This window comes from uncultured Streptococcus sp. (assembly GCF_963536705.1).
Lineage (GTDB): Bacteria > Bacillota > Bacilli > Lactobacillales > Streptococcaceae > Streptococcus.
On record NZ_CAUTAP010000003.1, the window covers coordinates 1 to 23,184 of the forward strand.

Below are 23,184 nucleotides of genomic sequence, written 5' to 3' on the forward strand. Positions count from 1 at the left end.
GCTGTCCTGCCATTCTGTAATGATGGAAAATAAAAAAAACAGATAAAAGATGAGCAACCCTGCTAAAAGTTTATCATCTGTTATCTGTCTCTGCGATTGTTATTTTTGAAGGGAAAGGCCTGTCAAGTATATTTCTTGTAGGCTTAGCTTGGCATTCCTAAAAAAGTTGGTTAGGCTCTTTTTGAGAATGCGGAAAAATCTTCCTTTTTAAAAAACAACCATATTCATTCTAACAGAAAACCTTAGAATAATCTATTCTTTTGACCCAAAAAAAGTAAAAAAAAAGAATCAGAAAGAGACATATAGCTATGGTGCTCCTCTTATCTGATTTCCTTATTCCCTAAAATTGTAAGCGCTTCAAAATATATGTCAGCGAAAGGAGCTGTCTTATGGAAAACAAATGCAATATTACAGAATTTGTCGGTGTTAATCCGATAGGCGATACAATTGGACTTGTCATTGCCAATGTGGACCAGCAGGTGCTGGATGCTATGAAGCTAGAAAAGAGTTATCGCTCAATTGGTGTAGTCGGTGCTCGTACCGGTGCGGGCCCTCATATCATGGCTGCTGATGAAGCGGTCAAAGCAACCAATACAGAAATTGTTAAAATCGAACTGCCTCGTGATACTAAGGGTGGTGCTGGACATGGAAGTTTGATTATCTTCGGTGGTGAAGATGTATCAGATGTCAGACGAGCTGTGGAAGTAACCCTGAAGGAAGTGGATCGCACCTTTGGTGATGTTTATGCTAATGATGCAGGGCATATTGAACTTCAATATACTGCGCGTGCTAGCTATGCTTGCCAGACTGCCTTTGGTGCTGAATACGGCCGTGCTTTTGGATTGATTGTCGGAGCACCTGCAGCTATTGGTGTTGTTATGGCGGATACAGCTGTCAAGGCTGCCAACGTTACTGTTGTCGGCTATGCTTCTCCAGGAAATGGTGGTACTAGCCACTCAAACGAAGCCATTCTCTTTATCAGTGGAGATTCTGGAGCAGTTAGACAATCAGTTATCTCAGCGCGTGAAGTTGGACTGGCACTTCTAGGCAGTATGGGTGATGAGCCAACCAACTCACAGCCATCTTACATTTAAGAGTGAGAGGGAGGAAACGGTATGAGATCCAAACGTTTTGAAGTATTAAGCGAACGCCCTATCAACCAAGATGGATTTGTAAAAGAATGGGTTGAAGAAGGTTTAGTGGCTATGGAAAGTCCCAATGACCCTAAACCCAGTATCAAGATTCAAAATGGAAAAGTGGTTGAGTTAGACGGCAAACCAAAAGAAGAATTTGACCTGATTGACCAATTCATTGCCAACTATGGGATTGACCTGAGCCGAGCTGAAGAAGTTATTCAGATGGACTCACGAGAGATTGCCAATAAAATATTGACACCGAATGTGCCTCGGACAGAAATCATCAAGCTGACCAAGGCCATGACTCCGGCTAAAATTATTGAAGTGGTCAATCAGATGAATGTCGTGGAAATTATGATGTGTCTGCAAAAGATGCGGACCCGTAAGCAAACAGCTACTCAAGCCCACGTCACTAATGTTAATGATAATCCAGTGCAGATTGCAGCAGATGCGGCTGAAGGAGCTCTGCGCGGTTTTGCAGAGCAGGAAACAACGGTTGCCGTAGTGCGTTACGCTCCATTTAATGCTCTGTCTCTGATGATTGGCTCCCAAGTAGGACGCCCTGGTGTACTGACTCAGTGCTCCTTGGAAGAAGCGACAGAATTAGAATTTGGTATGCGTGGCTTTACAGCTTATGCTGAGACCATTTCTGTTTATGGTACAGAAGATGTCTTCACCGATGGAGATGATACACCTTGGTCTAAAGCATTTCTGGCTTCAGCCTATGCTTCTCGGGGACTTAAGATGCGCTTCACTTCTGGTACAGGGTCTGAAGTACAGATGGGACAAGCCGAAGGCAAATCCATGCTCTATCTAGAAGCTCGCTGTCTTTATGTCACGAAAGCGGCTGGGGTTCAAGGAACGCAGAATGGTTCAGTTAGCTGTATAGGTATTCCAGCAGCTGTTCCGAGTGGTATTCGGGCGGTCGTTGCTGAAAACTTGATTGCCAGCATGCTTGACTTGGAATGTGCTTCATCAAATGACCAAACCTTTACTCACTCAGACTTACGTCGCTCCGTTCGGACTTTGATGCAGTTTGCGCCAGGTACAGACTTTATCAACTCTGGCTACTCTGCTACGCCAAACTATGACAATATGTTTGCCGGCTCTAACTGGGATGCGGAAGACTTTGACGACTACAATGTCTTGCAACGTGACCTGCGGGTAGACGGTGGTCTTCGTCCTGTACGTGAAGAGGAAGTTGTCAAGGTTCGGAACAAGGCAGCACGCGTTATGCAAGCTCTTTTCAAAGGCTTGGGCCTGCCGCCGATTACCGACGAAGAAGTCGAAGCAGCGACCTATGCTCATGGCTCTAAAGATATGCCAGAGCGGGATAAGGTTGAAGACATCAAGGCTGCTCAAGGTATTCTGGAACGCGGAGTTCAAGGGGCTGATTTGATCAAAGCCTTGGCTAATAATGGCTTCCCTGAAGTTGCCAATGAGCTGCTCAATTTGTTCAAGCAACGTGTAGCAGGGGATTTCCTGCAAACATCTGCTATCTTTGATCGGGATTGGAATGTTATTTCAGCGGTGAATTCACCGAATGACTATGTTGGTGTCGGTACAGGCCATCGTCTGGTCGGTGAAGAATGGGAAAAAGTCAAAGACATTCCTAAAGCGATTGACCCGCGTGATGTATAGGAGGAGCTAAGATGACAGAGATAAATGAAACTTTACTGCGCTCCATTATTGCAGAAGTGATGAAAGAGATGAGCGCCAATACCAACGAAACAGCTGCTGAAACAAGCGAAAAGCCAGTCACAAAGCCTGTGTCCAATGAAAAAGCTGTCATCCGTACAGTTGGTGTGGCTAAACCTAGCCAGTCAACGGATGAAGTCGTTATTGCAGTTGGACCTGCCTTTGGAGAACAGCAGGTGAAGACGATGGTGGACATTCCTCATACGGAAGTACTGCGTCAGCTGGTGGCTGGTATCGAAGAAGAAGGGCTTAAGGCTCGCATTGTCAAGGTCTATCGTTCTTCTGACGTTGCCTTTGTAGCGGTAGAAGGAGACCACCTGTCTGGTTCTGGCATTTCTATCGGTGTTCAGTCTAAGGGAACAACGGTTATTCACCAACGTGATTTGCCACCGCTCAGTAATCTGGAACTCTTCCCGCAGGCACCTTTGTTAACTCCTGAAACCTATCGTTTGATTGGTAAAAATGCTGCTAAGTATGCCAAGGGTGAAACACCAAATCCGGTGCCAACCCTTAACGACCAAATGGCTCGTCCTAAGTATCAGGCCTACTCAGCCTTGCTGCATATCAAGGAAACGAAACTGGTTAAAAGAGGAAAACCAGCTGATGAATGTCAGGTGATTTGATGCATATGATGTCTACAAGGAGAAATCAGAATGAGTGAATCAGTAGAAACATTAGTAAAACAAATATTAGCCGAGCTAAGCGACAGCGGCTCAGCTAGTCAAGGATCAACCAGTCGTCCTGTCAGTTCTGATGAAGCGACAGCGGCTGATTATCCTATTTCTAAAAAACACCCAGACTGGATAAAGGTTGGTCAGGATAAGAAATTCGAAGATATTACACTGGAAAATATCTTGTCTGGCTATGTAACTGCAGAGGATTTGCGGATTAAGCCAGAGATTTTGATTAAGCAAGGCGAAATTGCTAAGAATGCCGGCCGCGAAGCAATCCAGTATAACTTTTCTCGGGCTGCGGAACTGACCAAGGTTCCGGATGAGCGTGTGCTGGAAATCTACAATGCCCTGCGCCCTTACCGGTCTTCCAAACAGGAATTATTGGACATTGCCAATGAATTGGAAAACCAATATGGAGCTGTTATCTGTGCGGGCTTTGTCAGAGAAGCCGCTGAAAATTATGAACGCCGCAAGAAGTTGAAAGGTGACAACTAATCCGGTTTTATCAAGGCTATTTTGGGTTTGAAAAAAGATTATTATCACTTCTTTTATAAATGCTGCTCAAAATAGCCTAATCTTGGTGGAGGTGAAAATGTGAAACGAATCATTGGAGTAGACATAGGAAATTCTTCGACCGAGTCTGCCTTAGCTGAAGTGCAAGATGATGGAAGCATTCACTTTCTTGCCTCAGCCATTGCGGATACAACAGGTATCAAGGGGACCAAGGAAAATGTCCACGGGATTTATCAATCTCTGAGAAAATTGATGGAGCAAACACCGCTTGAGTTGGGACAAGTTGATTTGATTCGGATCAATGAAGCGACGCCTGTTATCGGCGATGTTGCCATGGAAACCATCACAGAGACGGTCATTACTGAGTCTACCATGATTGGTCATAATCCCCGTACTCCAGGCGGTCTGGGTCTGGGGATTGGACTGACAGTGGATATTCTCGACTTGGTTCATCATCCGATTGATGGGAAATACATCGTGGTAGTGCCGAAGATTATTGATTTTGACTTGGTTGCCCAGCTGATCAATGCCTATCTAGCCAAGGGCTATCAGATTACCGCTGCCATTTTGCAGGCGGATGATGGGGTTCTGGTCAACAACCGCATTAGCCAGAAGATTCCAATCGTGGATGAGATTCTCTTTATTGACAAGGTTCCTTTGGGCATGCAAGCTGCTGTTGAAGTGGTAGAGCAAGGAAAGGTGATTTCCCAATTATCCAATCCCTATGGCATTGCGACGGTCTTCGGCTTGAGCGCAGAAGAGACGAAAAGCATCGTTCCCATTGCCCGTGCCCTCATTGGCAACCGCTCGGCTGTCGTAATTAAGACACCGGCAGGTGACGTTCAGGCTCGGACGATTCCAGCAGGCAGTATCCAAATTATCGGCAAGGAGCATACCTTAAAGGTGGATATTTCCAAGGGTGCCGATGAGATTATGGAGAAAATCGTCTACGCCGGTGAGATTAGCAATGTTGTCGGAGAAGCGGGAACCAATGTTGGAGGCATGCTGGAGAAGGTGCGCCAAACCATGGCTGACTTGACCGAGAAAGAGCCTTCCGACATTTATATCCGTGACTTACTGGCCGTCAATACTTTTGCTCCGATTTCTGTGCGCGGTGGTGTGGCTGGAGAATTTTCTATGGAGCAGGCTGTCGGCATTGCCTCTATGGTAAATTCTGACAAGCTGCAAATGTCCATCATTGCCCAAGAAGTCGAACGTGAGCTGGGTATTACCGTAGAAATCGGTGGAGCAGAAGCTGAATCAGCTATCCTCGGGGCTCTGACTACACCAGGGACGGATCGCCCCTTGGCTATTTTGGACTTAGGAGCAGGCTCGACAGATGCTTCCATTATCGATAGCAGGGGTCAAATCTTGGCTGTCCATCTAGCCGGTGCCGGTGATATGGTAACCATGCTGATCAATTCGGAGTTGGGACTGGAAAATCATCATCTGGCAGAGGACATCAAACGGTATCCTCTGGCTAAGGTGGAAAGTCTTTTCCATATCCGGCATGAAGACGGCACTGTTCAATTTTTTGACAAGCCGCTGTCTGGGGATTTGTTTGCCAGAGTCGTCATCGTCAAGGAAAATGATGAATTTGTTCCTATTGATGACGGAGACTATTCTATCGAGAAAATCAAACTCGTTCGGCAGTCTGCCAAGGAAAGAGTCTTTGTTACCAATGCGGTGCGAGCTCTCAAGCGTGTCAGTCCCACTCAAAATATTCGAGACATTCCTTTCGTTGTTATCGTGGGTGGCTCAGCTTTGGACTTTGAAATACCTCAGCTAGTGACCGAAGCCCTCTCTCAGAATGCCATTGTAGCTGGTCGAGGCAATGTGCGTGGCTTGGTAGGGCCTCGAAATGCAGTAGCGACCGGACTGATTTTGACCTATGTCAGAGAGAAGTGGGGGGCCGACTATGGAATTAGCTTATACTAGAAAGCCCACCATTAGGCTTATGGCTACGGACAATGCTCCTGCGGATAAGGTGGCACAAATCGGCTACGGTATCGAAGAGGAAGGTATTCCTTTTAGTCTGGTCAGCCCAGATGAACTTAGCGATCCTGTATCACTAGCGCATGTGGCTGCAACTCAATCCCAGCTGTTAGTAGGAATTGCCTGTGACGGGCGAGATGCAGTCCTCCATTATCGTAACTTGCCACTTGAAAAATTTATCTATCGTATCAAAGATTATTCCGCTATACCAGACCACGTCTTGCGCCTGTTTGGCTCAAATGCAGCGCGTTTGGTCAAGGGAGTCCCGTTTAAAAAATCTGACCTGTTAGAAGCATCTTTTTGACTTGTTCCGATCAATTCAAAAAGATGTCCGTATCAACTACTGAAAAGAGGTGAAATGGATGGCTAGAGATAGAGAGAAAGACGAGCTCAGCAGTCCAGAACTATCAAGCTGGGAAGGAAACTCAGAATTGCAGGACAGCATTATCCAAAAAGTTCTTGCCAGATGCCAAACCTTACTGGATAAAGAGCCTGTTCTTTTCACAAATATCTATCAGGATGCCTGGGAATTGGTAACAAGGGCCAGACGCAAGGCTGAAGAGCTGGGACTAGCCGTCGTGATAACGGTGGTTGATCCAGCAGCACAAGTCGTGATGACCTATCGTATGGAAAATGCCTTGTTAGTGAGTAACGATATGGCTTATAAGAAAGCTTACACAGCTGTTGGCATGAGGATGCAGTCCAAGGATCTAGCACCCTTAACTCAGCCTGGCCAGTGGCTCTACCAGCTGGAAACGATGACTGACAATAAGGTCGTTAGTTTAGCAGGCGGCATTCCTATTTATTGCCAGTCAGAGATGATTGGCGGTATCGGCGTCAGCGGAGGAAGTTCTGAAGAAGACCAGTCCATTGCTGAGTATGCTGTAGGACTGCAGAGAAGCAAGCTAGCTAATTAAATAATATCAGAGGAGAGAATACCACTTGCAATCCATGCTTTGGAGCTAGGAATTTTCTCCTATTTTACGAGCACATTTCTCTTATGCTTTCTTAGAATCTATATTGCGCTGTAGAAGCAATATAGAGGAGAGAGTATAAAGTATTTCGAAATGAAGGAGTATGGAGTATGGAAAAATATCTAGGTGAATTTTTAGGCACCATGGTTCTGATGGTTTTTGGGAATGGAATCGGAGCGTCTATTAGTCTTAATAAGAGTCTCGCAAAAGGTTTCTCTCCCAACTGGTTTACCGTTGTATTTGGCTGGGGTTTGGCAGTAACCTTGGGTGTCTATACGGCAGGATTTTATAATACTGGCGGTCACCTTAACCCAGCTGTCACCATTGCTTTTGCGGTGGGTGGCATCTTCCCTTGGGAACAAGTGGTGGGCTATATCATCGCTCAGATTCTAGGGGCTTTTGTCGGAGCCGCTATTGTAGTGCTTTTCTATTATCCCCATTTCAAAGAAACAAAGGTGGAAGAAGGCAACTCAGTTGGCGTATTTGCTACTGGACCAGCCATCCAGAATCCAGCATTTAATCTGCTCAGCGAGATCGTTGCGACTTTCTTCTTCATCTTTGCACTTTTGATGATAACGCACGGCGAAATCACGCCTGGACTCACTCCGCTTTTGGTCGGCTTCCTCATTATGGCTGTCGGCTTGTCTTTGGGTTCGACGACAGGTTTTGCCCTCAACCCAGCCCGGGACTTCGGTCCACGCCTTGCTTATGCCCTCTTGCCAGTTCCGAATAAAGGAGATGCAAACTGGGCTTATGCTTGGGTGCCAATTGTAGGACCGACTATCGGCGCTGTCTTGGCTGTTTTAGCAGTCAATGCTATGTAATATACAAAATAGTAAATAAGCTAGCCGACCATTTGAAGCTAGCTTATTTATCTAACAAGCGGCAATGGAAAGTTTCAGTTTTCAAAAAACGTTATTTGGAAAAATCACTGTTTTCATTGCTCAGGAGAAAAATATGTCTAAAAAAATTTTTGCGATTAATGCGGGCAGTTCGTCATTAAAATTTCAACTGCTCAGTATGCCTGATGAAAGCCTTTTGGTGAAAGGAATTTTTGAAAAGATTGGCTTAAAGGAAGGCATTTTTAAGATTGAATTTGAAGGTCAAAAAGAAAAGGAACTGCTGGCTATTCCTTCGCATCAATTTGCCGTGGATTACTTGCTGAACTTTCTTTTGGAGCGGAAGCTGATTGCTTCTTTGGACGAGATAGATGGAGTCGGTCATCGCGTAGCCCATGGCGGAGAATCCTTTGATGATTCTGCTTTGATAGACGAGCAAGTGCTATCCATCATTGAGAAGCTGTCCTTCCTAGCTCCTAGCCATAACCCTGTCAACTTAGTAGGGATTCGAGCTTTCCAAAAGGCCTTGCCGGAGACAGGACAAGTGGCTGTGTTTGATACGGCCTTTCATCAAAGCCTTTCAGAAGCCTATTATCTTTATCCTCTTTCCTGGGATTACTATCATAAATACGGTTTAAGAAAGTATGGTTTCCACGGAACAAGTCACAAGTATATTGCTCAAAAGGTACAGGAGATTTGGGAGGGCCAAGGAGAAGCTTCAGAGCATTTGAAGATTATCAACTGCCATTTGGGCAATGGTGCTAGTATCTGCGCCATTAAAAATGGTCAGTCTGTCAATACTTCAATGGGCTTTACCCCCTTAGCTGGCCTGATGATGGGCTCCCGCTCGGGTGACATAGATCCCATGATTCTTCCTTTTTTGCTAGAACAGGAAAAATTATCAGCCCAGCAATTAAGCGATGTCCTCAATAAAGAATCCGGTCTGCTGGCCATCTCCCAACTCAGCAATGATTTAAGAGATGTTCTGGAAGCTTGTGACAGAGACGATGAAAAAGCTAGTCTAGCAGTCAATATGTTTGTCAACCGCATCGCTCAGGCCATTGCAGGCTACATCACAGATTTAGATGGGCTCGACGCCTTGGTTTTCACTGCTGGAATCGGGGAGAATTCAGCCTTGATCCGCAGCTTGGTTGTTCAAAAGCTCAATTGCTTAGGGCTTTCTTTAAATCCGGCAGCTAACGAGCAAGGTCAGCTCTTTATTCAAAATTCTCAGTCGCAGGCTAAAATTCTCATCCTTCCAACCAACGAAGAATTGATGATTGCCCAAGACACCATGCGCTTGCTGGAATTTAAGTAGCCAGAAGAGCGGTAGAGTGTCCAAGGAGTGATAGACACTATCGGAAAAAGGTCTCTTTATCAAAAAAACACTTGTTTATCCTTGTGCTGTTTGGACTCGAAAAGACAGAGTAAAACCTCTGCCTTTTCTTTTTTTAGCCTCTAATCTCCTGCCATCTCCCAGTTCTGTAAGCACAGTCTAATGAAGCTTTTTTGCTTTTTTCATTCTTGAAAGATATAGGAAAACATGCTATAATGAAAAGAACATTCTAAAAATCAGAAAGATTATTATATAGTAAGGAAAAAAATGGCGAATATTTTAAAGACTATCATTGAAAATGATAAAGGTGAATTAAGAAAATTAGAAAAAATGGCTGACAAGGTCTTGGCTTATGAAGACGAAATGGCGGCCTTGTCTGATGAAGAACTCCAGGCAAAAACAGAAGAATTCAAGAAACGCTATGCTGATGGCGAAACTTTAGATCAGCTTTTATTTGAAGCTTTTGCGGTTGTCCGTGAAGGAGCTAAGCGAGTGTTGGGCCTTTTCCCTTATAAGGTTCAGGTTATGGGAGGGATTGTTCTCCATCATGGCGACGTTCCGGAGATGCGTACCGGTGAAGGAAAAACCTTGACAGCGACAATGCCAGTTTACTTAAATGCCCTTGCAGGCAAAGGTGTGCATGTTGTCACGGTCAATGAATACCTGACTGAGCGTGATGCGACTGAAATGGGTGAGCTCTACTCTTGGCTGGGGCTTTCTGTCGGTATCAATCTGGCAGCTAAGTCTCCATCTGAGAAAAAAGAAGCATACGCTTGCGACATTACCTATTCAACCAATGCTGAGATTGGCTTTGACTACCTGCGTGATAACATGGTAGTCCGTGCTGAAAACATGGTACAGCGTCCGCTCAACTATGCCTTGGTCGATGAGGTGGATTCTATCCTGATTGACGAAGCTCGGACACCATTGATCGTATCCGGACCGGTTTCTTCAGATACCAACCAGCTTTATCATATGGCTGACCACTATGTCAAATCACTGGATAAGGACGACTACATCATCGATGTTCAGTCTAAGACGATTGGTCTGTCTGACTCAGGTATTGACAAGGCAGAAAGCTACTTCAAGCTGGACAATCTCTACGATATTGAAAATGTTGCTCTGACTCACTTTATCGACAATGCTCTGCGAGCTAACTACATCATGCTCCTTGACATTGACTATGTGGTCAGTGAAGATCAGGAAATTCTGATTGTCGATCAGTTTACTGGTCGGACAATGGAAGGTCGTCGTTACTCCGACGGTCTTCACCAAGCGATTGAAGCCAAAGAAGGTGTACCGATTCAGGAAGAAACAAAGACCTCTGCTTCCATTACTTATCAGAACCTCTTCCGTATGTATAAGAAGTTGTCCGGTATGACAGGTACAGCTAAGACAGAGGAAGAAGAGTTCCGTGAAACATACAACATTCGTGTTATTCCAATTCCAACCAACCGTCCGGTAGCACGTATTGACCATTCTGACCTGCTCTACCCAAGTATTGAGTCTAAGTTTAAGGCAGTTGTGCAGGATGTTAAAGAACGTCATGAAAAAGGCCAGCCAGTTCTGGTTGGTACTGTTGCGGTTGAGACTAGTGATTATATTTCTAAGAAATTGGTAGAAGCTGGGGTTCCTCACGAAGTTCTTAATGCGAAAAACCACTATAAAGAAGCACAAATTATCATGAACGCCGGCCAACGCGGTGCGGTTACTATTGCGACCAATATGGCCGGACGGGGAACTGATATCAAGTTGGGTGAAGGTGTCCGCGAACTGGGCGGTCTCTGTGTTATCGGTACAGAACGCCATGAAAGCCGCCGGATTGATAATCAGCTACGCGGACGTTCAGGTCGTCAGGGTGATCCAGGTGAGTCACAATTTTACCTGTCACTGGAAGATGAGCTTATGCGCCGCTTTGGTTCAGAGCGCATTAAAGCCCTCTTGGATCGAATGAATCTTAGTGACGAAGATTCTGTTATCAAGTCTGGCATGCTGACCCGTCAGGTAGAGGCAGCTCAGAAGCGTGTCGAAGGAAATAACTACGATACGCGGAAACAAGTCTTGCAATATGATGATGTGATGCGTGAGCAGCGGGAAATTATCTATGCTGAGCGCCACGATGTCATTACTGCTGACCGTGACCTCAGTCCTGAAATCCATGCTATGATTAAACGGACTATCAACCGTATCGTTGATGGTAGCAGCCACTCTGATCAGGATGATAAGATTGAAGCAATTTTAAACTTTGCTAAGTATAACTTGGTTTCAGAAGATTCCATTTCTGACAGTGATTTGGAAGGCAAGTCTGATCAAGAAATCAAAGATTATCTGTTTGAACGTGCATTGGAAGTCTACGACAGTCAGATTGCTAAGCTGCGAGACGAAGAAGCTGTACGTGAATTCCAGAAGGTCTTGATTCTGCGCGTGGTGGACAGCAAGTGGACTGACCATATCGACGCCCTTGACCAGCTGCGCAATGCTGTTGGATTGCGCGGTTATGCACAAAATAACCCAGTTGTCGAATATCAAGCAGAAAGCTTCCGTATGTTCAACGACATGATTGGTTCTATTGAGTTTGATGTGACTCGTCTGATGATGAAAGCACAGATTCATGAGCAAGAGCGTCCTCGGACAGAGCGGGCTATCAATACGACAGCTACCCGCAATATCTCTGCCAAGGCGCCAAATATGCCTGAGAATGTAGACCTGTCTAATGTAAAGAGAAATGACCCTTGTCCATGTGGTTCTGGCAAGAAATTCAAGAACTGTCACGGCCGCAAAAAGTAAACATAAAAGAAGGAGAATAGATGACCTTTAAAGCAACTAGTCAACCCATTGATGTAGCAGAAGTTCGCCAACTTGCTAAGCTAGAAGGCGACATGTTAGCTCGCAAGGAAAAGCGTGACCGAGAGTTGGAAGCAATTCTGCGTGGTCAAGACGACCGCATTCTCTTGGTTATCGGTCCCTGCTCTTCAGATAATGAAGAAGCGGTGCTAGAGTATGCCAAGCGTCTATCTGCTCTCCAAGAAGAAGTAAAAGACCGCATTTTCATGGTCATGCGGGTTTATACTGCCAAGCCTCGGACGAACGGAGATGGCTACAAAGGGCTTATTCATCAGCCCAATGCGACTGCCGCTCCAAGTCTGATTAACGGCATCAAGGCAGTTCGCAATCTGCACTATCGGGTTATTTCTGAGACGGGCATGACCACAGCTGATGAGATGCTCTATCCAGAAAATCTGCCTCTGGTAGATGATTTGATTTCTTACATGGCTGTAGGAGCTCGCTCGGTCGAAGACCAGCAGCACCGCTTTGTGGCTAGTGGAGCAGATCTGCCAACTGGCTTGAAAAATCCGACTTCTGGCAATCTCAATGTCATGTTTAACGGTATCTATGCAGCCCAGAACAAGCAGAGTTTCCTATTCGCTGGTAAGGAAGTCGAAACGTCTGGCAATCCTTTAGCGCATGCCATCTTGCGTGGTGCTCTGAATGAATACGGCAAGAACATTCCTAACTACTATTATGATAACCTACTGGACACCATTGCCCAGTATGAAAAAATGGGCTTAGAAAATCCCTTTATCATTATTGACACCAATCATGATAACTCTGGTAAGCAGTATCTGGAGCAAGTGCGTATCGTTCGCCAGACTCTGATTAACCGGGACTGGAATGAAAAGATTAAGGCTACAGTACGTGGCTTTATGATTGAGTCTTATCTAGAAGACGGTCGTCAGGACGAGCCAGAAGTCTTTGGCAAGTCCATTACTGACCCTTGTCTGGGCTGGGCAAATACAGAACAGCTGGTTCGTGAAATTTATGATACATTAGGAAAATAGTATGGCATTTATTGAAAAAGGTCAGAAGATTGACATTGAGCAGATTAAGTCCAGAACCAGACTGACTGGTCAGGCCTTGACTCATAAAAACAAGCGAGACCAAGAACTAGCTGAGATTCTCAGTGGGGAAGACGAGCGTATTCTCTTGGTGATTGGTCCTTGCTCATCAGACAATGAAGAGGCTGTGCTGGAGTATGCCCGCCGTTTGTCAGAGCTGCAGAAGAAGGTCGCAGACAAGATTTTTATCGTCATGCGCGTCTATACTGCTAAGCCGCGGACCAATGGGGATGGTTATAAGGGCTTGGTTCACCAGCCGGATACTTCTAAAGCACCTAGTCTTATCAATGGTTTGCAGGCAGTTCGTCAGTTGCACTACCACGTCATTACAGAGACTGGTCTGACGACGGCTGATGAGATGCTCTATCCGTCCAATCTTGTGCTGGTAGATGACTTGGTTAGCTATCATGCTGTGGGTGCCCGCTCAGTCGAAGACCAGGAGCACCGTTTTGTGGCGTCAGGTATTGACGCTCCGGTCGGCATGAAAAATCCAACTTCTGGTAATCTGGGGGTTATGTTTAACGCTGTCTATGCGGCACAAAATAAGCAGACTTTCCTTTTTCATGGCCAGGAAGTAGAAACCTCTGGGAATACTTTGGCTCACGTTATTCTGCGTGGGGCTACCAATGAATACGGTAAGAACATTCCAAATTTCTACTATGAAAATATGCTGGATGCCATTTTCTACTATGAAAAGATGGGCTTGGAGAATCCTTTCATCGTCATCGATACCAATCACGATAACTCTGGCAAGCAGTATCTGGAACAGATTAGGATTGTACGCCAGACCTTGCTGAATCGGGATTGGAACGAAAAGATTAAGAGAGCGGTTCGTGGTTTTATGATTGAGTCTTATCTGGAAGATGGCCGGCAAAATGAGCCGGAAGTCTTTGGTAAATCTATCACCGACCCTTGCCTGGGCTGGGACAATACTGTTCAGCTCATTGAAGAAATTTACAACACTTTAGATAAATAAGGAAAATTGAAAGGGACAGTCTTGACCTGTAAAGAGGACTAACTGTCGGGTGAAGACGAACTCAGCTGGCGGCCCAGCTGAGTTTTGTCGCCTTTCCAGAGAATGATATGATAAAAGGACACGGAATTGACATAGAAGAGTTGGCTGCCATTGAGCGAGCCTATCTGAAAAATGCCCGCTTTGCAAAGAAGGTGCTGACCGAGGCGGAGCTTTCTCGTTTTGAGGAGTTATCCGGTAAGCGGAAAATCGAATTTCTAGCTGGCCGTTGGGCTGCCAAGGAGGCTTTTTCTAAAGCTTGGGGAACTGGCATCGGTAAGCTCAGGTTTCAGGATTTGGAGATTTTAAACGACCGTCAGGGAGCGCCTTATTTCAGCCGGTCACCTTTTACTGGCAAGGTGTGGATTTCGCTCAGCCACGCTGCCGGCTTAGTTACAGCCAGCGTTATTTTGGAGGAGAATGATGAAAGCTAGTCTGCATAGACCCAGCAAGGCAGTGATTGATTTAGCTGCCATTGCTTTTAATATTAGACAACTGAGTGCCCATCTGCCTCAGACGACTGAGAAGTGGGCTGTCGTTAAAGCCAATGCTTATGGTCATGGAGCTATTGAAGTTTCTAGGCACATTGAGCCCCTCGTAGATGGATTTTGTGTGTCTAATATCGATGAAGCCTTGGAGCTGCGCTCAGCTGGTATCGGCAAAAAAATTCTGGTGCTAGGGGTGTCCGATTTGGCTGCGCTTCCGCTGGCTAGACAAGGAAGAGTTTCTCTGACTGTGGCTAGTCTGGAATGGCTAGACTTAGCTCTATCTGCTAACGAAGATTTAACTGGGTTAAATTTTCATATCAAGATTGACTCTGGTATGGGGCGGATTGGTTTTCGAGATAGTCAGGAAGCTCAGGAGGCAATCCATCGCTTGCAGGCTGCTGGGGCTGTCGTGGAGGGAATTTTTACCCATTTTGCAACAGCAGATGAAGCGGAGTACCATAAGTTTGAAGTCCAGCTAGCTCGTTTTTATCAGATCTTATCTGAGCTGGACAATGTGCCTCCTCTCGTTCACGCTAGTAATTCCGCCACCTCTCTCTGGCACAGCGAGACCGTTCTAAATGCCGTTCGGCTGGGTGATATCATCTATGGTCTCAACCCCAGCGGAAGAGTCTTGGAACTTCCTTATGAATTCAAGCCGGCCTTATCTCTGGTCTCAGAATTGGTACATGTCAAGGAAGTAGAGGCTGGAGCAGATGTTGGCTATGGAGCCACCTACACCAGCGAGTCTCAAGAGTGGATTGGCAGCATTCCTTTGGGTTATGCAGATGGCTGGACACGGGATATGCAGGGTTTTGATGTCTTGATTGATGGTCAGCGCTGCCCTATTGTTGGCCGCGTTTCCATGGACCAGATTACAGTGCGTCTGCCTCAGGCTTATCCCCTTGGCACTCCGGTTGTGTTGATTGGAAATAGCGGTGCGGAGACCATTACGGCGACAGATGTGGCAGAAAAGCGTGGCACCATTAACTATGAGGTGGTTTGCTTGATTAGCGACCGTGTACCGAGGGTCTACAAAGACTAAGAAGATTAATGCAGACCGCTTGAAGTACTTGATAATTTTCTAGCTTGATCCTCCTGTCTGTGATTTTATATCCGCAGCAGTATCAGAACTGAAAGAGGAATTATGAATTTACACCAACCTTTGACGGTTCTGCCTGGTGTGGGACCGAAATCAGCAGAAAAATTTGCCAAGCTGGGTCTAGAAACCTTGCAGGATTTGCTGCTTTATTTTCCTTTTCGTTATGAGGATTTTAAGAGTAAGAATGTCCTAGACTTGGAGGATGGAGAAAAGGCGGTTGTTTCTGGTCAGGTCGTGACTCCGGCTAATGTCCAGTATTATGGCTACAAACGCAATCGCCTGCGCTTTACCATCAAGCAAGGGGAAGTCGCTCTGGCAGTTAATTTCTTTAACCAGCCTTATCTGGCGGACAAGATTGAAGTGGGAGCCAATGTAGCCGTCTTTGGAAAGTGGGACAAAGCCAAGGCCAGTCTGACTGGCATGAAACTGCTGGCTCAGGTAGAGGACGACTTGCAGCCTGTCTATCGGCTGGCTCAGGGAATTAGTCAGGCCAGTCTGGTCAAGCTGATTAAGACTGCCTTTGACCAAGGATTAGACTTGCTCTTAGAGGAAAATCTGCCCCAGCCCCTGCTGGAACGCTACCAGCTAGTGAGCAGAGTGGAGGCTGTGCGGGCTATGCATTTTCCAAAGGACTTAGCGGACTACAAGCAGGCTCTTCGGCGGGTTAAATTTGAAGAACTCTTTTATTTTCAAATGCAGCTGCAGGTCTTAAAGAGAGAAACCAAGGCTGTCAGCAATGGATTAAAAATTGATTGGCAGTCGGATGCTGTAGCCGAGAAAAAGCAGAGCTTACCTTTTGAGCTGACTTCGGCTCAGGAGCGCAGTCTGACAGAGATTTTGCAGGATTTGCGATCGCCTGGCCACATGAATCGCCTGCTGCAGGGCGATGTGGGAAGCGGAAAGACAGTAGTCGCTGGTCTAGCTATGTATGCTGTTTATACAGCTGGCTTTCAGTCAGCTCTGATGGTTCCAACAGAAATTTTGGCTGAGCAGCATTTTGACAGCCTAGCTCAGCTATTTCCAGAATTGAAGCTGGCCCTGCTAACTGGTGGGATGAAAGCAGCTGAACGCAGGGAAACCTTATCAGCGATTGAAAAGGGTCAGGTGGACATGATTGTCGGAACCCATGCCCTGATTCAGGAAGGGGTCCGTTACCATGCGTTGGGCTTGGTCATTATTGACGAGCAGCATCGCTTTGGGGTGGAGCAGCGCCGGATTTTACGGGAAAAGGGAGACAATCCTGATGTCCTCATGATGACGGCGACACCAATTCCCAGAACCCTTGCAATTACAGCATTTGGTGATATGGATGTGTCTATTATTGACCAGATGCCTGCGGGACGCAAGCCTATTATCACCCGCTGGGTCAAGCATGAGCAGCTGGAAGTCGTCCTCGACTGGCTGAAAAAAGAGCTCCACAAGGGCGCTCAGGTCTACTTTATCTCTCCCTTGATTGAGGAATCTGAGGCGCTGGATCTTAAGAATGCCATTGCCCTAGAAGAAGAACTGACAGCCTATTTTGGTCAGCAGGCCCAGGTGGCCTTGCTTCATGGCAAGATGAAGAGCGAGGAAAAAGAGGCGATTATGCAGGACTTCAAGGAAGGACGGACTGATATTCTAGTCTCTACCACGGTCATTGAGGTTGGGGTCAACGTCCCCAATGCTACGGTGATGGTCATCATGGATGCGGACCGCTTCGGACTCAGCCAGCTTCATCAGCTGAGAGGCCGTGTCGGCCGAGGCAGCAAGCAATCTTATGCCGTCTTGGTTGCCAATCCTAAGACGGAGTCGGGCAAGCGCCGCATGAAAATCATGACTGAGACGACCGATGGTTTCCTGCTGGCTGAGGAGGATCTGAAAATGCGAGGCTCTGGAGAAATCTTTGGCACTCGGCAGTCTGGTATTCCTGAGTTTCAAGTGGCAGACATCGTAGAAGATTATCCGATTTTAGAAGAAGCCAGAAAGGTTGCCAGCCAGATTACAGCTGATCCGAACTGGCGGACAGATCCTAGTTGGCACTTGATTGCTCTTCATTTGGACAAGCGAGATTACCTAGATTAAGAGTTCTTTGGATTAAGTTTCCTGCAAGTTATTTATAAGTAGGCTTTAAGTTTGAGGAATTATACTATTGTCAAATCAAAGAAAGAGGTAGGACCAATGACAATGTAAACATCCCTTAAAATCTGGTAACCAAAGCTTGAAGACTAGAAGACCTGCGAGGTATGAGCCACTCAAAGAATAAGAATAATTTAGAATTTTTTCATCATAAATCTCCTAACAAATCACAAACTTCACCCAATCGGTGAAGTTTTTTGTATTTGATTGAAAAGACTTGTTCCTTTCAAATAGTAGATAGGGATTGCTGCCGGACTCTTTGACTATAAGCTTTCCCTAAGAAATCTATAAGAGATTCTTAAGTTTAGGGCTGTATCCTTATATCCAAGTAAGAACAAAAAGATTAAGAACAAAAAGATTAGGAACAAAGCTTGGAGCTAAACACTCCAAGAGTTTCGTTTTTGCTCTTAAAGAATGAATGATAAGCGAGGTAAAAGCTATGAAAGTTGCAATCAAAGTCCACTATCCAAAGACATTTAAGAAAGCTCAGAAAATAGAGGTGACCTATGGTAAGTGATTATATTTTTGAAATTCTAGCGTCTCTGTTTGAGGTTATCTTCTAAGTCCAGCGATTCAATGAAGTTTTCCCAATGTTAGAATATGAAAGAGTCAAAAAAGTGCTAAGCAACCTTAGCACTTTTTGATTTAAAGAAAGTAAATAAGGACTTTTTCTCTCAGCCTTCCATATAATCTCGTAGTTCTTGGTCTTTGAGTCCAGCATTCAGGGCGATGAGCAGTTTGATTCTGGCTTTTTGGGCATTGAGCTCCTTGACGAAGAAGATACCAGCCTGGTGCAGTTGAACGCCGCCTCCTTCATAAGCATAGACTGGCTCAGCAATCCCGTTGAAGCAGCGAGAGACCAGAGCGATTGGCAGTCCGGCTGCTATCATATCAGCCAGCTTGTCAGCTACTTCCTTGGGGAGGTTGCCAGCACCGAATGCTTCTATGATGAGGCCGTCTATCTTGTCTAAATCCAGCATGTCCAGAAGCTCTGTCTTCATACCGGCATAAGCTGGAATGATGGGCACCAGACCAGAAATGCTGTTTAAGTCAAAGCGGACCCGAGGCTCCGCTGTCTTAAAATAGAGAATTTCCTGCTTCATAATCAAGCCGAGCGGTCCGTGAGTCGGTGTCTGGAAGGTGCTGACATTGGTCGTGTGGGTTTTGGTTACATACTTGGCAGCATGTGCCTCGTCATTCATCACGACAAGTACGCCCTTATCACTGGCTTTTTCATCACTAGCCACCCGCAGGGCTGTCAGGTAGTTATAGACTCCGTCACTCCCCAGCTCATTGGAACTGCGCATAGCTCCGGTCAGAACGATTGGAATCTTCGGCAACTGCATAGTATCCAGAAAGTAAGCCGTCTCTTCTAAAGTGTCCGTCCCATGAGTAATGACTACTCCGTCAAATTGGTCAGCACTGGCTTTGATTTTCTGGTAGAGCTTGAGCATGTGCTGGGGCGTGATATGAGGACTAGGAATATTAAAAAAGTCAATGACTTCCGTCTCAATCCCCTCAAGCGGAACGGTCACATGGTTCATAGGGTTATCAGCATTGGTAACGACAGCCCCAGAGCCATCAGCCTGCATGGAAATGGTTCCTCCTGTGTGCAGGACCAAGATTTTCTTTGTCATAAATCCTTTTTCTCCTTGTAGTCATGATGCAGAGTTGAAAACTCACATTATGTTTTCATAGAGTTTTCAATCCTGTTGCATGGATATTAATCCAGCTTTTCTTTTCTGCAATTCATGTGATTGTATGTCATTTTTGTGTTATAATTTATTGTATCATAAAAGGAAAGAATGAGAAAATCAATGGAAGTAAAGGCCGTCTTTTTTGATATTGATGGGACACTGGTCAATGACAGTCGAACGGTTTTGAAATCTACAGAAAAGGCTATTCAGAGTTTAAAGGAGCAAGGAATATTGGTCGGTTTGGCAACCGGCCGCGGTCCTTTCTTTGTCAAACCTTTTATGGAGCAATTGGACTTAGACTTTGCTGTGACCTATAATGGCCAGTATATTTTTTCAAGAGATAGGGTGATTTCTGCCAGTCCCATTGACAAGCAGAGTTTACGGGATTTAATCGCCTATGCTAAGAAGCATCGGAAAGAAATTTCCTTGGGGACGGCTGAGGCTATGCTGGGCTCCAAGATTATGTCCTTCGGCATGAGCCCTTTCTCCCAGTGGACTAGCCGCTTCATCCCTAAGAGAATGGCGCGAACAGTCAGTCACGGTTTTAATAAAGTCATCAGCAAGGCCCTGCCCCAGCATGAAAAAGATCTCCTGCAGCTGATTCAGGAGCCGATTTATCAAGCTTTGATTTTAGCCAGTCCAGAAGAAAGCCGTAAGATTGAAGCAGACTTTCCTGATTTGAAATTTACCCGCAGCAGCCCCTATGCGGTTGATATTATCAATAAAGATACATCTAAGCTAGAGGGGATTCGCCGAGTCGGCAAGGAATATGGTTTCAACATTCATCAGGTCATGGCCTTCGGTGACTCTGACAATGACTTGGAAATGCTATCGGGAGTTGGTCTGTCCATTGCTATGGGAAATGGAACCAGCTCGGTCAAGGAAGTGGCCAAGCATACAACTAGCAGCAATAGTCAGGATGGGATTCATAAGGCTCTGGAGCATTTTGGCATCCTAGCGAGGGAAAAGGTCTTTACCAGTAGCGACCATCACTTTAATAAAGTTAAAGAGTTCCATAGTGTCATGGATGAAAGTACTCAGGAAGAGCCGATTGCTTGGTCGCCTCAGGACGCTCGCTATCGGGCAGGCTTTAAGCTAGAAGAGTTGGTTGAGTTTCTGCGAGCTGCTAGTAACTCAGAGGAAGACTTTGACAGTTCTGTAGCCTATCTCCATCAAGCGCTTGACAAGGCTGCTGACAAGGTTCGCTCAAAAAGTCAGGCCGAGGTTTCTCTAGTCGGTCAAGTAGATGCCTTGATTGATACTCTATACTTCACTTATGGCAGTTTTGTCCTGATGGGAGTGGATCCAGAGCAGCTGTTCGATATTGTCCATCGGGCTAATATGGGCAAAATTTTCCCAGACGGGAAGGCTCACTTTGACCCCGTCACCCATAAAATCCTCAAACCAGATGACTGGGAAGAAAAATACGCTCCCGAAGGAGCTATCAAAGAAGAACTGGAACGACAGATTCAGGCCTACCAGCGTACCTTAGAGCAGAAAGAAGAAAACTAGAGCAGATGTGTAGTGCACATCTGCTCTAGTTTTTATAAAGTTTTTTCTGGGTCTCTGACCACCAGCAAGTCAACCTTGGCATGACGCAGGATATATTCGGAGGAAGAGCCGACTAGCAGCCGTTCAAAGGCATTGAGACCGGTAGCACCGACCATGATCAGATCTACCTTGTGCTCTTCTGGGATATCTGTAGCCAAGAGAGTCTTGGGATTGCCCATCTCAATGACAATGTCAACATACTTGATACCGGATTTTTGAGCCTTTTCTTTCAGCTCAGCTGTCAGCTTTTTGGCATCTTCCTGTAAGTCCTCGTAAACATCTGCATCAAAGGTTGAGACACTTTGCAAAGCCCGGGTGTCAATGACATGGGCGATGGTGAGACGAGAGCCGTTTCGGAGAGCCACGTTAACGCCCTTTTCAAAGGCTAGTTCGGATTCGTGAGAACCATCCACAGCAACCATAATGTTTTCATATTTCTGAGTCATAGAGCTACCTCCTCTAAAATGGTCGGCAAAGGACGTCGCATCATTCACAGAATGATTGGGCTGACCAAAAATCAATCAGTCCATAACGCCCGAGTGATTTGCAACTATTTTCTTGTTTCTATTGTAACCCTTTTCAGAAAAAAAGTAAAGATAAAATGGAAATGTTGCCAGTTCATTACAAGCTGAGAAAAAGTCCTTTACTTTGAGGGGTTAGAAAAGGAATAGTGCTCTTTATCTTATAAATCGCTTCATAATCGCGTGAAAAGTGAGCTTATTTTTTTTGTTGTCAATCGCTTTTTCTGGTGGTATAATGATAACATTCTGATGAATAGAGGAAAAATAAGAATGAAAGAATTTGACAAGTCCAGCAAGCTGGAACATGTTGCCTATGATATTCGCGGTCCGGTTTTGGATGAAGCTATGCGCATGCGGGCCAACGGTGAAAAGATTCTCCGCCTCAATACAGGAAATCCGGCTGAATTTGGTTTTACCGCTCCTGATGAGGTCATTCATGATTTGATTATGAATGCGCGTGACAGTGAGGGTTACTCTGACTCCAAGGGGATTTTTTCAGCCCGTAAGGCTATCATGCAGTACTGCCAGCTTAAGAATTTTCCTAATGTAGATATTGATGACATTTATCTGGGAAATGGTGTCAGCGAACTGATTGTCATGTCCATGCAGGGCTTGCTGGATGACGGGGACGAGGTGCTGGTACCAATGCCAGACTATCCACTCTGGACGGCTGCAGTCAGTCTGGCTGGTGGGAATGCTGTTCACTATGTTTGTGATGAGCAGGCAGAATGGTATCCAGATATTGACGATATCAAGTCAAAAATCACATCTAATACCAAGGCTATCATTATCATCAACCCTAACAATCCAACAGGGGCACTTTATCCTAAGGAACTGCTGCTGGAAATTGTGGAAATTGCTCGCCAAAATAATCTCATTATTTTTGCGGATGAAATTTATGACCGCATGGTGATGGATGGCAATGTCCATACGTCTGTGGCTAGTCTGGCTCCTGATATCTTCTGTGTCAGCATGAATGGTCTTTCCAAGTCGCACCGCATCGCAGGCTTCCGTGTTGGCTGGATGGTGCTATCTGGACCTAAGCATCATGTTAAGGGGTATATTGAAGGGTTGAACATGCTCTCCAATATGCGCCTGTGCTCCAATGTCTTGGCTCAACAGGTCGTCCAAACCTCACTTGGCGGTCACCAATCTGTGGATGAACTGCTTTTGCCAGGTGGTCGTATCTATGAACAGCGTAATTTCATCTATCAGGCTATTCAGGACATCCCGGGACTGTCAGCTGTAAAACCTAAAGCTGGTCTCTATATTTTCCCGAAAATTGACCGGAACATGTATCATATCGACGATGATGAGCAGTTTGTGCTCAATTTCCTCAAGCAGGAGAAAGTCCTTCTTGTCCATGGACGAGGCTTTAACTGGAAGGATCCAGATCATTTCCGAATCGTTTATCTGCCTCGAGTAGATGAGCTAGCTCAAATCCAAGAAAAAATGACGCGCTTCTTGCGCCAATATCGCCGTTAATAAGCGGATGCTACAAAAAGGCTGGATAAGGTTCCGGCCTTTTTCTTATCTATCTTACATATTTTTTAGTTTTATGGCTGTTTTTTAATTGCAAAAATAAAAAACCAAGATGCTCTGGAAATTGAATTCGAGGCCTATTGGTAAAAATTATAGGA

At 45.5% G+C, this 23,184-nt stretch carries 19 protein-coding genes; 17 read left to right on the forward strand and 2 right to left on the reverse strand.

The features are described from left to right. Positions 1-362 precede the first annotated feature (362 nt). The 15 genes from pduB to recG all read left to right on the forward strand — a co-directional run bounded on the left by pduB (position 363) and on the right by recG (position 17,721). On the forward strand, positions 363-1,094 hold the full coding sequence (gene pduB, locus RWX26_RS02395; protein WP_260425614.1) for a propanediol utilization microcompartment protein PduB: 732 nt from the start codon (positions 363-365) through the stop codon (positions 1,092-1,094). A 21-nt stretch (positions 1,095-1,115) separates the two neighbouring features. Next, the gene (locus tag RWX26_RS02400) at positions 1,116-2,777 is read left to right on the forward strand and encodes a propanediol/glycerol family dehydratase large subunit (protein WP_002896348.1); all 1,662 of its coding nucleotides are present in this window, start codon (positions 1,116-1,118) and stop codon (positions 2,775-2,777) included. Positions 2,778-2,788: 11 nt separating this feature from the next. Next, a complete protein-coding gene (locus tag RWX26_RS02405) occupies positions 2,789-3,457 on the forward strand; it encodes a propanediol/glycerol family dehydratase medium subunit (RefSeq protein ID WP_002896346.1) in 669 nt (222 codons plus the stop codon). Between the two features lie 30 nt (positions 3,458-3,487). Beyond that, on the forward strand, positions 3,488-4,003 hold the full coding sequence (locus RWX26_RS02410) for a diol dehydratase small subunit (protein ID WP_314578838.1): 516 nt from the start codon (positions 3,488-3,490) through the stop codon (positions 4,001-4,003). A 99-nt stretch (positions 4,004-4,102) separates the two neighbouring features. Further along, a complete protein-coding gene (locus RWX26_RS02415) occupies positions 4,103-5,959 on the forward strand; it encodes a diol dehydratase reactivase subunit alpha (RefSeq protein WP_223337441.1) in 1,857 nt (618 codons plus the stop codon). Beyond that, on the forward strand, positions 5,940-6,320 hold the full coding sequence (locus tag RWX26_RS02420) for a glycerol dehydratase reactivase beta/small subunit family protein (RefSeq protein WP_314578840.1): 381 nt from the start codon (positions 5,940-5,942) through the stop codon (positions 6,318-6,320). The genes RWX26_RS02415 and RWX26_RS02420 overlap by 20 nt, the downstream gene beginning before the upstream one ends. A gap of 58 nt (positions 6,321-6,378) precedes the next feature. Then, complete coding sequence (locus RWX26_RS02425) at positions 6,379-6,933, forward strand: heme-binding protein (RefSeq protein ID WP_314578842.1); 555 nt, start codon at positions 6,379-6,381, stop codon at positions 6,931-6,933. A 167-nt stretch (positions 6,934-7,100) separates the two neighbouring features. Beyond that, positions 7,101-7,814 (forward strand): MIP/aquaporin family protein, encoded by a 714-nt coding sequence (locus tag RWX26_RS02430; protein ID WP_125356135.1) that lies wholly within the window; start codon positions 7,101-7,103, stop codon positions 7,812-7,814. Between the two features lie 133 nt (positions 7,815-7,947). Then, the gene (locus RWX26_RS02435; protein WP_314578847.1) at positions 7,948-9,147 is read left to right on the forward strand and encodes an acetate kinase; all 1,200 of its coding nucleotides are present in this window, start codon (positions 7,948-7,950) and stop codon (positions 9,145-9,147) included. Between the two features lie 285 nt (positions 9,148-9,432). Next, a complete protein-coding gene (gene secA, locus RWX26_RS02440) occupies positions 9,433-11,952 on the forward strand; it encodes a preprotein translocase subunit SecA (RefSeq protein WP_125357155.1) in 2,520 nt (839 codons plus the stop codon). A 20-nt stretch (positions 11,953-11,972) separates the two neighbouring features. Beyond that, the gene (locus tag RWX26_RS02445; RefSeq protein ID WP_002901054.1) at positions 11,973-13,004 is read left to right on the forward strand and encodes a 3-deoxy-7-phosphoheptulonate synthase; all 1,032 of its coding nucleotides are present in this window, start codon (positions 11,973-11,975) and stop codon (positions 13,002-13,004) included. Position 13,005: 1 nt separating this feature from the next. After that, on the forward strand, positions 13,006-14,037 hold the full coding sequence (locus RWX26_RS02450; RefSeq protein WP_314578857.1) for a 3-deoxy-7-phosphoheptulonate synthase: 1,032 nt from the start codon (positions 13,006-13,008) through the stop codon (positions 14,035-14,037). 107 nt (positions 14,038-14,144) lie between these two features. Beyond that, entirely contained in the window at positions 14,145-14,507 is a 363-nt protein-coding gene (acpS, locus tag RWX26_RS02455; RefSeq protein ID WP_002896329.1) for a holo-ACP synthase, read from the forward strand. Next, entirely contained in the window at positions 14,497-15,603 is a 1,107-nt protein-coding gene (alr, locus tag RWX26_RS02460; RefSeq protein WP_314579135.1) for an alanine racemase, read from the forward strand. The genes acpS and alr overlap by 11 nt, the downstream gene beginning before the upstream one ends. A gap of 102 nt (positions 15,604-15,705) precedes the next feature. Further along, a complete protein-coding gene (recG, locus tag RWX26_RS02465) occupies positions 15,706-17,721 on the forward strand; it encodes an ATP-dependent DNA helicase RecG (RefSeq protein ID WP_314578861.1) in 2,016 nt (671 codons plus the stop codon). 728 nt (positions 17,722-18,449) lie between these two features. Here recG and RWX26_RS02470 read toward each other — a convergent pair. Then, positions 18,450-19,412: an asparaginase gene (locus RWX26_RS02470; protein ID WP_314578864.1), complete on the reverse strand. Its 963-nt coding sequence runs from the start codon at positions 19,410-19,412 to the stop codon at positions 18,450-18,452. 180 nt (positions 19,413-19,592) lie between these two features. Between RWX26_RS02470 and RWX26_RS02475 the strand changes: the two genes are divergently transcribed. Continuing rightward, the gene (locus tag RWX26_RS02475) at positions 19,593-20,984 is read left to right on the forward strand and encodes a Cof-type HAD-IIB family hydrolase (RefSeq protein ID WP_314579137.1); all 1,392 of its coding nucleotides are present in this window, start codon (positions 19,593-19,595) and stop codon (positions 20,982-20,984) included. A 32-nt stretch (positions 20,985-21,016) separates the two neighbouring features. Here RWX26_RS02475 and RWX26_RS02480 read toward each other — a convergent pair whose 3' ends face one another. Continuing rightward, positions 21,017-21,469 (reverse strand): universal stress protein, encoded by a 453-nt coding sequence (locus RWX26_RS02480; protein WP_002896311.1) that lies wholly within the window; start codon positions 21,467-21,469, stop codon positions 21,017-21,019. Positions 21,470-21,814: 345 nt separating this feature from the next. On the opposite strand from RWX26_RS02480, the gene RWX26_RS02485 reads away from it, so the two are divergent. After that, a complete protein-coding gene (locus RWX26_RS02485; RefSeq protein ID WP_009659361.1) occupies positions 21,815-23,029 on the forward strand; it encodes a pyridoxal phosphate-dependent aminotransferase in 1,215 nt (404 codons plus the stop codon). Positions 23,030-23,184 lie beyond the last annotated feature (155 nt).